The organism is Roseofilum sp. SBFL, from assembly GCF_017746885.1.
Classification (GTDB): Bacteria; Cyanobacteriota; Cyanobacteriia; order Cyanobacteriales; family Desertifilaceae; genus Roseofilum.
Genome location: NZ_JAGHZH010000075.1, coordinates 1 through 13,555 on the forward strand (window position 1 = coordinate 1; position 13,555 = coordinate 13,555).

Annotated in this window: 10 protein-coding genes and 1 pseudogene; 7 read left to right on the forward strand and 4 right to left on the reverse strand. The window is 45.6% G+C overall.

Annotation, left to right across the window (positions count from 1 at the left end; genetic code table 11):
• The first annotated feature begins 281 nt into the window (after positions 1 to 281).
• A complete protein-coding gene (locus tag J7545_RS08525) occupies positions 282 to 2,027 on the forward strand; it encodes a calcium-binding protein (protein ID WP_318701392.1) in 1,746 nt (581 codons plus the stop codon).
• Between the two features lie 106 nt (positions 2,028 to 2,133).
• The gene (locus tag J7545_RS08530) at positions 2,134 to 3,063 is read left to right on the forward strand and encodes an ion channel (protein WP_318701393.1); all 930 of its coding nucleotides are present in this window, start codon (positions 2,134 to 2,136) and stop codon (positions 3,061 to 3,063) included.
• Between the two features lie 7 nt (positions 3,064 to 3,070).
• On the opposite strand, the gene J7545_RS08535 is transcribed toward J7545_RS08530, so the two are convergent.
• Positions 3,071 to 4,447, reverse strand: a complete 1,377-nt coding sequence (locus J7545_RS08535; protein ID WP_318701394.1) for a proton extrusion protein PcxA — start codon at positions 4,445 to 4,447, stop codon at positions 3,071 to 3,073.
• A 58-nt stretch (positions 4,448 to 4,505) separates the two neighbouring features.
• Between J7545_RS08535 and J7545_RS08540 the strand changes: the two genes are divergently transcribed.
• From J7545_RS08540 to J7545_RS08550, 3 genes and pseudogenes are all read left to right on the forward strand, one after another.
• On the forward strand, positions 4,506 to 6,653 hold the full coding sequence (locus tag J7545_RS08540) for a hypothetical protein (protein ID WP_318701395.1): 2,148 nt from the start codon (positions 4,506 to 4,508) through the stop codon (positions 6,651 to 6,653).
• A 59-nt stretch (positions 6,654 to 6,712) separates the two neighbouring features.
• Positions 6,713 to 7,325, forward strand: a pseudogene (locus J7545_RS08545) (transposase).
• A gap of 200 nt (positions 7,326 to 7,525) precedes the next feature.
• On the forward strand, positions 7,526 to 7,705 hold the full coding sequence (locus J7545_RS08550) for a hypothetical protein (RefSeq protein WP_271938315.1): 180 nt from the start codon (positions 7,526 to 7,528) through the stop codon (positions 7,703 to 7,705).
• 20 nt (positions 7,706 to 7,725) lie between these two features.
• Here the strand turns inward: J7545_RS08550 and J7545_RS08555 are convergent, their stop codons facing one another.
• The gene (locus tag J7545_RS08555) at positions 7,726 to 8,697 is read right to left on the reverse strand and encodes an XdhC family protein (protein WP_318701397.1); all 972 of its coding nucleotides are present in this window, start codon (positions 8,695 to 8,697) and stop codon (positions 7,726 to 7,728) included.
• A gap of 66 nt (positions 8,698 to 8,763) precedes the next feature.
• Between J7545_RS08555 and J7545_RS08560 the strand changes: the two genes are divergently transcribed.
• Positions 8,764 to 10,002, forward strand: coding sequence for a Zn-dependent hydrolase (locus tag J7545_RS08560; protein WP_318719443.1), 1,239 nt, complete (start codon positions 8,764 to 8,766; stop codon positions 10,000 to 10,002).
• Positions 10,003 to 10,052: 50 nt separating this feature from the next.
• Here J7545_RS08560 and J7545_RS08565 read toward each other — a convergent pair whose 3' ends face one another.
• The gene (locus tag J7545_RS08565; protein WP_318701399.1) at positions 10,053 to 10,583 is read right to left on the reverse strand and encodes a DUF4330 domain-containing protein; all 531 of its coding nucleotides are present in this window, start codon (positions 10,581 to 10,583) and stop codon (positions 10,053 to 10,055) included.
• A gap of 89 nt (positions 10,584 to 10,672) precedes the next feature.
• On the reverse strand, positions 10,673 to 11,728 hold the full coding sequence (locus J7545_RS08570) for an adenosine deaminase (protein ID WP_413038721.1): 1,056 nt from the start codon (positions 11,726 to 11,728) through the stop codon (positions 10,673 to 10,675).
• Between the two features lie 260 nt (positions 11,729 to 11,988).
• Here J7545_RS08570 and J7545_RS08575 point away from each other — a divergent pair, with 260 nt between their 5' ends.
• Complete coding sequence (locus J7545_RS08575) at positions 11,989 to 13,080, forward strand: metallophosphoesterase (protein ID WP_318701401.1); 1,092 nt, start codon at positions 11,989 to 11,991, stop codon at positions 13,078 to 13,080.
• Positions 13,081 to 13,555: the final 475 nt, after the last annotated feature.

The following is a 13,555-nucleotide window of genomic DNA, read 5'->3' on the forward strand; positions in this document are numbered from 1 at the left end:
AGACGGAAAGTAACGCCTCCCGAGAGAATCCCCTCTGTTTGGAATGGGAAACAGTTCCAAGCAAGGGAACTCGTAGAAAGAGGAAGTCTCCTTAGTGATGAGGGGAATCCCCACGCCTTTAGGCTGGGGAGGATGTCAATCCTCTGAGCCAATTTGTCAGCAGCATTCAGTCCGCACAAAATGGGGCAGATATTCCGCTCTACTGGAATGTCCATACCACTGGATCTCCAGCAGGTGCCATTCGAGGTCAACTGCAAGATGGCGATGGCACCTCTCAAGCCGTGAATGGCTTGCAAGCCCAAACCATTACCCTGGGGTCGAATCAATCTCTTGTGGTTAATGCAGGCGGACAGCTCGATGTTGAAGGAACAGCCGTTGCGGTTGATGCTGCCGCCCAAAATGTCAACATTAACGTGCAAGCTAATGGAACGGTTGATGGGAGTTTCAATGGAGTGAACTTTGCCAATGGCGGGCAGTCTCAAGGTACGGTCACCAATAATGGCACCATTACTAGTGCCAGTCGTGCCGTCAACTTAGGCGGACTCTCCAATCAAATCGTTAACTCCGGACAAATTATCACCACAGCCAATCCTCGCAATGGCACGATTTATTCCGACCAAACAGCTCGAGGATTTTCCATTAACAATACGGCAAGCGGGTTAATCGACACTGGTAGCGGCAACCAAGGCGATGCTATTTCCCTGCAACTAGGCGCGAATGTTACTGGTGGAATTACCAATGCCGGTACGATCTTCGGTCGCGGTTCGAGTAGCTCGACCACCAATAGCGAATCTTCTGCCATTCGCCTGTATTGGGGCAACGAGTCCGGTTCTCCCGCTTCAATTTTCACCGGGAATATTACCAACTCGGGTACGTTGTTTGCCGAACAAGGAAGCGCCGTGTTAGTGGAAAATCAAACCATTCTCAATGGTGAAATTCGCAATAGTGGCACAATTTACGGCGGTTTCCGAGGCATTAATTTTGCTAATGGAGGTAGCTCTGGCGGCAACGTCGTTAATGAGAGTGGCGGTCAAATTCTGGGCAATGGACGGGCGATTAATATCGGAGGCGGAGGAGTTTCTGTGCAAAATGCCGGGCAAATTCGCACGTTTCAAACGCCATCGGATGGGGTCATTTACGGCGACCAAACCGCAGGAGTTATTGTTATTGATAATCAGGCTTCTGGGGTCATCGACCTCACCTCTGGGACTCAAGGAGATGCGATCTCGTTGGAACTCGGTGCTAGAGTTAATGGTGCGATCGTCAATGCGGGAACGATTTCTGGAGCTGGTGCGGTTAGCTCCACCACCAATAGTCAATCTTCAGCCATTCGCCTTTATTGGGGCAATCAGACGGGAGTTCCGGTTTCTGTGTTTAATGGCAGTATTGGTAATTCCGGTCAACTGACTTCCGAACAAGGGGCGACTATTTTGATTGAAGACCAAACTCAGTTAAATGGTCTGATTATTAATACGGGTGTGATTCAAGGAGGAAGTACTGCGACAGGAACTCTAGCCATTGATACGCAGAACGCAGAAGGAGTCGTTGCAGCCATCAATACGGGTTTAATTAATGGTGATTTCTTGCTCAGTGCTGGCAGTGACTTTTATCAGGGGACTCAAGGAGGATTGTTTGGTTCGGTCGTTGGCGGCGAGGGTGGGGATACTCTGCTCGGTGGAGCTTCTAATGATAGCTTTATTGCTGGAGCTGGCAATGATTCTCTCAATGGAGGTGGCGGTACTAATCTCTTGATTGGGGGAACGGGTTCGGATACCTTAATTTCTGGCAATGGAGTGGATATTTTTGCCTTTGGTGCAGACTTGCTGCAAGATCCAACAGCAGATATTGATGTGATTGCTAATTTTACTGCCGGTGATGTCTTGGACTTCAATCAATATTTAGCGGCTGGAGGAGCAATTTCTTCGGTACAAACGATAGGAGGTAATCTGAATATTCTCTTGAGTAGTAATGATTCGATTCTGATTGGTGGCGATATTGCTGCTGCTTCTAGCCAAATTGTAATTTGAATCATTGGAACAGCAAAAACAGCTTGTTCTTGCCAAGGAAAGTCCATGAAAGTGCTGTTTTTACTTTTATAATAGATTCTATACACTCTACCATCTGGCTCACCCTATGATCAATAAACCCCAGAAAAAACGGCTCTTAAAGCAGTTAAGGAAAAACTCAGGCAAAATAAACTTTATTCAACTGATAGAACATTATCCCCATTGGAGTGATTTATATCATGGGTTACTATCCATGGATTGGGTGCAGTTTTTTGGGTTAATCCTCATTTTATATTTAATCGCCAATGTCCTATTTGCTTTCGCCTATTTAGTCGGAGGAAATGGCATTGCTAATGCGCAACCGGGTTCCTTTGCTGATGCCTTTTTTTTTAGTATCCAAACTTTGACAACCATTGGTTACGGTGCGTTTTATCCAACGACGTTCTATACTCATATTATCGTTACTGTTGAAGCCCTATTTGGTTTATTAGGATTTGCGGTAGCCACGGGATTATTATTTGCCCGATTTTCTAAGCCAACCGCACGGGTTTTGTTTAGTGAAGTGGCAGTGATTACCCCTTATAATGGAGTCCCCACTTTGATGTTTCGGATGGCGAATCAACGAAACAATTGGATTGTAAAAGCACAAGTTAGGGTGAGTGTTTTATTACCCCAAGAAATAACTCCAGAAGGTCATAGCTTACAGCGAATTGTAGATATTAATTTAGTCAGATCGGAAAATCCTTTCTTGGTACTCAGTTGGATGATTATGCATCCGATTGATGAACACAGCCCATTTTACCATCATGGGTTTACTTCAGAGAAGATTCAGCAGTGGCAACCTGAAGTGATTATTTCCCTCACTGGATTAGATGAAACCGTCTCCCAAACTATCCATTCCCGTTATTGGTATCATCCAGAGGATATCCGATGTAATGTGGCGTTTGTGAATGTGGTTTCAATCGATAAAAAAGGGACACGCTGTATTGATTATACTCATTTTCATGATGTGGAACCCTTGGGAAATGGGGGGATAGGGAGACAGGGAGATTACTGAGCGCCCATTATTCATTCATTTCTTTATAGGTGGCAACGGAAGACGGGGAAATACGGTTCAGGTAACGGAAAATCCAATACTTAAAGACGGTATCTAGGATAACGGGAAAGGTGGCAATAAAGAGGAAGATAAATTCTCGACTTTCGGGAAGTCCGAAATGCCGGGATAAACCTTCGAGAATGACTTCCCAACCATGGGGAGAGTGGAACCCAACGAACATATCCGTAAAGAGGATAATAATGAAGGCTTTGGCACTATCACTTAAGCCGTAAACTAAGTCATCCATGAAGGATTTAAGAACAGTGATTTCTCGCTTACTGGTATAAATCACCCAGCCAAAAGCAACAAAGGCAAAAAAATCAGAAAAGATGTTTTTTACCGCATCTGAGCTTGCGGTTCTAAACTCTTCCTTAATTTCTTCCGCCTTATGATGCAGTTCTTTTTTTATTTCCTCTGGGCTGAGTTCAGGAAGATCTCCAATGAGCATCTCAAATTTAAGCTTGCTTTCAAATTTCTCTAATTCCATGAAGGCTTCTGCCTCCATATCTTCATTGAGGAAAACTGAAACCTGTTCGCGTTCTTTGAATTTATCAACAATGGGACCGATAATGAAGTTGTTGGCAATTTGTTGGGTGAGCAGGGGAATTAGGAAAGCTAGTAAAATAAAGCGCAGGGAAATAATGGTTTTAAATTTTGAAATCCGAAATCGATTGAGTAATTCTTCTTCAGTTTTGGGATCGAGTTCTTTTTGGACTCGTTTGAAGGTACCTAAAATGGTACGGGGCAGAAAACTGGATTGATCGGAAATGGTTTCGGCGTTGGTGATTTCTTCGACGGTGGGTCTTGGTGGCGGGATGTTTTTGGATGGATTGGGTTTGCGAGATTGGGAGTTGGGTATGGTTAGAGATTGAGATTGATCGACGGGAATAACAGCTTGAGAATTGGATGAGATTGAGCTGTTGTTCGCTTGAGCATTATATCGACTTAAGATTTGATCGATGGTGTTGAGTTTTTCTAGGGTGAGTTGGGAGTCTTCAATGGGATTTTTGTCGAGATTTATGGCGTTGGATTGCCAGAGACTATTGGCTAATTTCCGAGAGGAAGAGTTGACGAATAATCGGCTGGTATTGAATTCGGATAAACGAATGCGAGCGGTGTTTAAATTGTTGGCTAATTCGCGCTTAAAATAGGCCTGAACTGTGTTATTATATTGTTGAGAATCAAGAACAATCTTCTGCCCCCCAAAATATTCTTCTTCGATCGCCTGAATTTTCAGCACAGCTTCGTAGGCATCATCTAAGGCGCGATCGGGGGTTTGCCAGAACCAGCGGTTGAGAAAGCGAAAGGAAGATTGGAATTTTTGCCAGGGAGAGCCTTTAGCCATGTTATTCCAGACAACGATCGAGCAAATGGACTTCAATTACCAGCGCCTGGCGCTATGAATGGTATCTTATCAAATGTCTTCTGAGTCGTGTAGCGTGTCTTTAGATTCTCTTTGGATAGTGGGCCCGTCCCGCAGTGGTAAAACCCGTCGTCTGGTTGAGTATATCGGTGAGCAAGTCTGGCCACAACTCGATTCTGGCTCGACGGCTAACCTGATGATTTTGGTGTTTGCGGCAACGGGAGATAATCGTCTAGATTTGGACGATCGCCTCACCCGGTTAGACCCCCCTAGAGGGGGACTGTTGAGTCAAACCACTACCCCCCTAGGGTTCTGCCTCAATCAAGTGAGCTTATTTTGGCCCCAATTAATGCAGCAATTGGAGATAGAATCCCAATTTCCAATGCGCCTGCGTCCAGAAACGGAGCAAGAATGGGCGAGTGTTCTCTGGCAAGACGATTTAGACCGTGGAGCCTTAAGTTTAGAAGGGGTGTCCCCCGTGCGCTTGGTGCGGCAACTGTTGGATACTTGGGCCCTAGCGGCTGCCAGTGGTGTGGCGATCGCCGATATTCCCATGATTCTCGAACAAGGAGAACTGGGAAGCCTGGCCAAAAGTCCCGATATTTGGCACAATATTGGCGTTGCCCTGAAGCAGTGGCGCACTTGGTGTTTAACCCATGGCTTTCTCACCTACGGACTGGCGCTCGATCTGTATGGACAACATCTGATTGGCGATCGCCACTACCAAAACTATCTCCTCCAACGCTATCAGAGTCTCTGCGCCGATGATGTAGATGAATATCCCGCCATCATGCGCTATCTATTTGAGCTATTTCTAGATCGAGACCGCACCAGTTTATTCACCTACAACCCAGATGGCGGTATTCGTGTCGGTCTCAATGCCGACCCCCAATACATCGCCCAAATTGCCCAACGCTGCCACATTGAAGATCTCGGAAATCGCCCTAACCTAGGACTGGCGGGAATGCTAGACCTGGACGAAATCGAACAAGTCATTAACCCGCTATTTGCTGAACCCGTTCACCTTCCTGCAGAACAGATCCAATCTCTCTCTACCATCTCGCGATCGCAACTTTTACGGGAAACGGCGGAAACCATCATTGATGCCATTCACAACCAACACATTCCCCCCCAAGACATCGCCATCATCGCCCCAGGATTAGACGACATTGCCCGCTATACCCTGATTCACATCCTCAACCAAGCTGATATTTCCCTACGTCCGCTTAACGAACAGCGCCCCCTGATCGCCTCCCCCCTGATCCGCGCTCTGCTCACCCTACTGACCCTGGTGTATCCCGGCTTGGGGCGACTGGTGAACCGAGAGGCGATCGCCGAAATGCTCATCTTTCTCAGCCATCCTCTGCTCGGAAATGCCCAACCCAACCAACCCCCTCCCTACTGGATCGACCCCGTGCGAGCTGGTCTGATCGCCGATCGCTGCTACGTTCCCGATCCCGACCATCCTCACCTACTCGACATGAAAGTTTTTGACCGATGGGATCGTCTAGGCTACCGTCCCAGCACCGCCTACAACCAAATCCGAACCTGGATCGAAACCCAAAAAGAAGAACGCTCCCAACGCCTGTTGACCACTCCCCTGATTTTCCTCGATCGCGCCATTACCCGGTTTTTCCTCAACCATACCCTGCCCTACGACCAACTCGCCGCTATCCGCGAACTAATGGAAACCGCCCATCATTACTGGCAGATTCATCATCGCTTGCATCCCAACCACTCTCCCCTAGCCCAATTTATTCAACTGCTGCGTCAAGGGGCGATCGCTGCTAACCCCTACCCCGTCCGACCCACCGGCTCCAAAGCCAATAGCGTCACCCTAGCCACCATTTTCCAATACCGTTCCAGTCGCTACACTCACCGATGGCACTTTTGGCTCGATGCCAGCTCTCCCCTCTGGCTCAAAGGTGGAGCCGCTAATTTATGGGCTGCTCCCCTGTTTTTACAACACCGTTTAGGCCAACCTTGGACTGTCGAACATACCCAAGAAGCCGATGAAGAACGACTCAGACGCATCCTACTCGATTTACTCACTCGTGTGGAAGAGCGTCTTTATCTATGCCATAGCGATCTAGCAGTCAATGGCACAGAACAAACAGGGCCCTTGTTTGCTTTAGTCAGCGCCAGCCATGAGTTGAATCATCATGGATCCAGAAGTGTTGAATGTTAGCTTAATGTCGAAAAAAAGAGGATAAAATATGGTATTCTATCCTCAAATATTCAAACAATATTCTACAAATAGTAGCATCTTTTACAAATCTTGTCCAACCCATTCTCAAGTCATTGTCTCCTCATGACTACCCAGTTCTGAACTCTCGCCTCTTCTTTGAAATCTGGTTAAACTTCGTACTCGATAGTAGTTTGACCCGTATGAGAGACTTGTTCTACCGATTGGATCATACGGGAATTAAGGTGGATAAATCAACCTTCTCCAAAGCCTGTAAATCCAGAGAAGACCACAAGTTATATCGTATCTATAATCAATTACTTCATCAGTTAAAAAAGAAAAATAGAGTAGAAGCTCTAACGTTATTGCCAATAGATTCAACCGTAATCACTAGAGATTAGTGAAATCTATAGAAAGCGTTGGGAAATTGAAGTACTGTGGAAGTTCTTGAAAATGCATTTAAAGCTGAATAAACTTATCACGAAAAATGGGAATGGAGTGACCTGGCAGATCCTCATGGTGTTGATTGCTTACTTAATCTTGCAGTTAATGGAAGTTAATCAGTTCTATGGCAAAACTTTGTTGGATAAATTCCGTTATTTGCAAGTAGAACTTAGTCAGCGTTGCTCTCTTATTCATTGGAGCTACGATCTGATTCCAGAAACCCTGATTTAGTTCCCTAGGGGCTTATCTTGAATTTAAGGTAAAGTTTTATGTCAAGATTCAACACTTCTGGCCTATTCCCTATTCCCTGTCACCCACCTCATTGTCCCAGAATCAGAAAAGAGGGAGAGGGAATAAGCACAAAAACCTAGCTTTTTTGAAAAGATGCGCTATACTGTCCCAAACTGTTGACTGATGGTGGAAGTAAGCTGATGTCAGAACAAACCTGTCCCGTCTGTGGTGTCAAGATTCAAAAGATGGTCGGTAGCGATCGGGTTTTGTTTTCCTATGGGCCGCCAGCCACCCGCGATAAACTCTGGCAAAAGGTTTGCCAGTATGTACAAAAACCCAGTTGTATTAACCAAGATCAAGCCAATAATCCCGCCAAATAGCTAAGTTAGCCAAATATCTCCTAATGGTTTGCTTGCGATAAAGGTAAACCGGTTCCACCCCGTTGGACTAAGACTAACTCGGCTCCAATACTAATGGCAATTTCTGCTGGTGTTAAGGCTCCAATATCCAATCCAATAGGGGCATAGATTCGGTTGAGTTTATCTAAAGGAATGGAATAATCTGCGAGTGCTTTGCGGACTTTATTCACCCGTTTAACCGATCCAATCATGCCAATATAGCGATAGGGGAGATTGTTCTGTAGCAAACTCCTTAGGGCTTCGAGGTCATAATCATATCCACGAGTGACCATGGCGATATAAAGGGGATGATGATAGGGCCATTGGTCTAAAAGGGGGGTTATGGAATCGGTGCAAATCGCTAATGCAGAGGGGAAACGCTCAGGATTAGCCCATTGGGGGCGATCGTCTTGAATAACGACTTGAAAGCCTAATAATGTAGTAACTTGAGCGAGTTTTTCCCCTACATGCCCTGCACCGATAATCAGGAGTAGGGGAGGGGGTTCAATCAAGTCAATAAATCCTGATTGTGGGGAAGGTTGGGGAGAGTTCAGGCTGAGAAGATGGGGAGAGAAACCGGGAGCAAAGGGGGTAAATAGACGCACCGTATGACCCTGATTGAGCCGATCTAGGATACGGGTGATTAACATGATCGCCGCTTCTCCAGACCATTTAGCCACCCACACCTGCATTTGCCCCCCACAAACCCCCTCGGTAACTCGCTGAACTGCACCGGATAGGTCAATGTTCACCTTCTGCGGATCGCCCGATGCTAAAACGTTCTCCATAGTGCTTAAAACCTTGGCTTCTCCTGCTCCGCCGCCGATGGTATCCAACAGCGTGCCATCCGCACAGAGCGCCATTTTCGCCCCCACTTCTCTCGGTACAGAGCCAGTCGTTTTCATTACTGTGGCGATCGCCAGATCTCCGGTTTGCAAAGGCTTGAGTAACTGTTGATAAAATTGCAGTGACATAGCTGGGTGCTGAACTGCCCTTGGATGGTCTCTCTGGATTATATCGCCATTACCCATTACCCATTAATGACTATGATTGAAACTCTGCAAATTAATACCCAACGTCTCCAGAGTTCCTTAGAAGAACTGGCGAAAATTGGTCAAAAGGGCGATCGCAGTATTTGTCGCCTCGCCTTTTCCGACGAAGATCTCCAAGCACGTGCCTTAGTGCGTCAGTGGATGGAAGAAGCAGGCATGGCCGTCCGAGTTGATAGTGCCGGAAACTTACGCGGAACCTATCCCGGAAAACAGCCCCATCTTCCCGTCTTAGCCACCGGTTCCCATCTCGATACAGTTGTGTCTGGTGGTAAGTTTGACGGAGCATTGGGAGTCCTTGCTGGAATTGAAGTCGTTCGGGTTTTAAATGACCATCAACAATACCTCAATCATCCTCTAGAAGTCATTGTCTTAACTGATGAAGAAAGCACCATGATCGGTTGTAAAGCGATTTCTGGAACCGCATCTTTGAATCCAGAAGACTATGAAACCAAAGTCAATCTTTCTATCATCGATGCCTTAGCTAAAGTGGGCGGTAATTGGCACACTTTAGCCCAAGCGAAACAAAGCCGCCAAGACATCGCCGCCTTTTTAGAGTTGCATGTCGAACAAGGAGCAGTCCTAGAACAATTGGGCAAACAAATTGGTATTGTTCAAGGCATTGTTGGACAACAACGCTATATCGTCACCGTTAAAGGTAGAGCTAACCATGCTGGAACCACACCGATGGGAATGCGTAAAGATGCCCTCACTGCTGCCGCTCGAATTGTCCTCGGAGTTGAACACTTAGCCGAATCTGCTCCTGGCGATCCAGTTGCCACGGTAGGCACTCTGCAAGTGTTTCCCAATGCCCCTAATATTATTCCCAGCTTAGTCAAAATGACTGTCGATATTCGAGATTTGAATCAGCAAACTCTCGACCGTTTAGTCGCTGACTTAAAAACCCAATTAGAACAAATTTCGACGGCGACAGGAACTCAAATTACGATCGAACCCCTGCTAAACGTTCAAGCGACTCTCGCCCCTGCCAAAATTCAACAGCAGATCGCCAGTGTTTGCCAAGACTTAGGATTAAGCCATCTTTCCCTTCCTAGTCGCGCGAGTCATGATGCCCAAGAATTGGGGCGCTGTACGGATATGGGGATGATTTTCGTGCCTTCTCAAGGAGGAATTAGCCATTCTGGAGAGGAGTATACTGGCGATCGCTATTGTCTGCAAGGAGCAAGGGTTTTATTGCATACTTTGCTAAAACTGGATCGAGAATATTAGATATCTCAACGTTGTAGCCACAAGGGGCGATCGCTCCATCAGATCGGTTACTATTCAGGAATGCGAACTTCTATCACACTGCCATTGAAGTTATACGTAAACCCTTCCAACTCTACAGGTGTGCCAATTTTGAGCTTACTATTTCCCAAAACTACACCGCTTTCAGTGATTTGGGCATTTCCAGTCAGAGTCATTAACATATCGAGGGAAAAGCGACTCTGTTCTCTGGGATCGTCTAAAGCTTTAGCACTACCATCCGGTTGAGGAATAATGACCGGACGTTCTAAGCGTTCTACGGATTTAACGGTTACACTTCCATAGGGTTGATTGCGGATAATGATATTGGTTGTCTGGCTTTCTTGGAATTCCTGAATCAAGGCTTCTGGACTGCGTACACTTAACCCCCGGACAATAACATCGACTTCTACGGGTTTGGTGACGACTCCCACTTGGGCAACCGATCCAGAGGTTCCTGGATAGAAGAAAATGCCGAATAAGACTAGGCCGATGACGACGAGCGCGCCGAGATCGAGAATGGAGAATTTGCCAAATAACCGACCTTTTGAATCTAACAGTGCCATAGTGGGGATAGAAAGAAAACAGGATAATCTTGGCTCAGGATAGCATGGGCTAGGCAAAAGGTAATAGGTAATAGAGGATGAACTTTTGCTCAAGGGAGCGCCGGAGAATTAGAGGTATTGTATAACGGAGGCAACTCCGGTAAGGTTTGATGCATATAGGCATCAAGTTCGGCGATCGCTGCTTCTTTTGCTGATTCTGATGCAAATGAACTCAGAAAGGAGTTTTTCGCCAATTGATATAAGTCCTGTTGACTCAAGTTTAGGGCTTCATAGATAGCCATGAAGTTTTCTTGCACATAGCCCCCAAAGTAGGCTGGATCGTCCGAGTTAACAGTTACTCGTAAGCCGGCATCTAGTAATTGTTTGATGGGATGTTGCTCGAGGCTTTCAAAGACACCTAGCTCAATATTGGAGAGGGGACAAACCGTGAGGGGAATTTGCTGTTCTTTGAGCCATGCCATCAGTTTAGGGTCTTCTGGCGATCGCACCCCATGGTCAATGCGGGCGACTTTGAGTAAGTTGATCGCTTCCCAGATATACTCAGGGGGTCCTTCTTCTCCTGCATGAGCAACGGTCAAAAACCCGTGCGCTCTGGCGCGATCGAAAACAGCAGTAAACTTAGAAGGGGGATGACCTCGTTCTGAAGAATCTAAACCCACCCCAACGATCCAATCTTGGTAAGGGAGTGCGTCTTCTAGGGTTTTCATTGCGTCTTCAGCGCTCAGATGACGTAAAAAACACAGAACTAGACTAGAAGATATGCTCAGTTGATTTTGACCATCGACCAAGGCTTGATGAATGCCAGTAATCGCAACTTCAAAAGGAATTCCTCGCTGGGTATGGGTTTGGGGGTCAAAGAAAATTTCCGTATGGCGTACGGTTTGCTTGTGGGCTCGTTGGAGATAAGCCCAGGTGAGGTCATAAAAGTCTTGTTCCGTACAGAGGACATTGGTTCCCGCATAGTAGAGATCCAGAAATGATTGTAAATCTTGGAATTGATAGGCCTGATGGGCAGCTTCTATGGAATCATAGGGAAGGGTCATCTGGTGGCGATCGGCTAAGGCAAACATTAATTCCGGTTCCAAAGATCCTTCAATATGAATATGTAATTCTGCTTTCGGTAACTCTCGAATCCAATCGTTAATCACGATCGATACTCCTCTGTTATTCAGTAAGCATAGATACTAAAAACCCAATGAGTCAATGAGAGATTTTATCTCTTCTACATTTTAGCAAATTGTTCTGGATTTTGTCCGCTTAGATACATCCCAGTGATTTCGTCAATATCATCCATGATTTTTATCGAGGATTTCTATATGAATTCTAGGAATTTTCTAACCGATTGTAAACAGAGAATGATATAATTACCTGTAATATTTTATGATCGTTTTTTTAGAAATCAAAAATGGACTTTGAGTTTCAGTTTGCCATTATCAGTGATTTACATATTGCCCTGCCCCATACCATTTGGGATCATCCCAAACGCTTTCATCTGGTGGAAATCAGTATTCCAGCCTTAGAGTTAGCCCTCGATCATCTCAGTCAATTGGATCTGGATTTTTTGCTCTTGCCAGGGGATTTAACTCAACATGGAGAGCCAGAAAATCATCAATGGTTAAAACAGTGCCTTTCCCAGTTGCCCTATCCAGTTTATGTGATTCCAGGAAATCATGATATCCCGACTCAGTGGGGCAATGAAACCTCAATTAGTCGTGCTAAGTTTCCCACCTATTATCATCAATTTGGATATCACCAATCTCGACAAACCGATTATACCTGTGAACTCTTACCAGGTGTGCGTCTCATTGCTTTAGATTCTAATGAATTTGATGAAGACGGGAAACAATTCGGCTATGGGTATCTGAATGAAGCCCAGTTTGAATGGTTAGACCATATTTTAGCGACTACGAGTGAACCCTTACGTTGGGTGATGATTCATCATAATGTGATTGAACATTTACCGGATCAGCGCACTCATTGTTTAGGCCAACGCTATATGTTAAAAAATGGGCCGCGCTTAATTAATGTATTGCAGGAATCAGGCATCAATTTAATGTTTACCGGTCATTTGCATGTTCAGGATATTGCCCAACAGGGTAATTTATATGAAATTACCACCGGATCTTTGGTTAGTTATCCCCATGCTTATCGAACCTTAAAAGTTACCTCGCAAGCTGGGGTAAAAACTAGAGTGGAGATTCAATCCCATCAGATTAAAACCCTTCCCGGTTGGGAGAATTTAGGAGCATTTTCACGGGAATGGATGGGAGAGCGATCGCACCCATTTATGATGCGTCTGTTAACCGGAGATCCTTGCAACTTAACGGAGGAGGACGCACAGCAATGGGTGGGTTCTCTGCGCTATTTTTGGGCAGATATTGCCCAAGGAGATACCCAGTTTCACTTTCCCCATTTTCCAGAAGATCTGCGAACCTACTTTGAGAGCTTTAGCGCCGAGCCTGATTTAGGGGATAATCACAGAGCGATCGAATTTTAGTTTGATCGGATATAGCGCTTTGCGCTAGGGAATGGGGAATCGCTTGTATGGCTCAGGTTCTAAGGCTTCAAGCTGTACCTCAGAGAAGAGAGAAACGCTATGAGACATTTTCTGTCACTCTTGGAAATTCTGACGTTTCATGTCCGCGAAGCGGAAATTTCCGTCATTACATAAGAGACCGTTGATAAAACAAAAATTAAGAAGATTAGGCCAGACGCGCTAATCTTCTGAGCATCAAGCGGCACATAGCTGTATAGATCATCGCCTCACTTATTTCTGGTTATTGCTCCTGCGCTCCTTCATCATTCTTCCGTTTCTGGTTCAAATCTTTACCGCTCTTTATTGGCGATCCGATTGTCAATGATTATCTGCACTGCTATTAATTTTTAACTATTAATTTTTAAATGGTTAATTGCTCCTTCACCGATTACCATGAGTCTTGCAGACTTTATTGCCCTTTCCCCTATGATTGAAC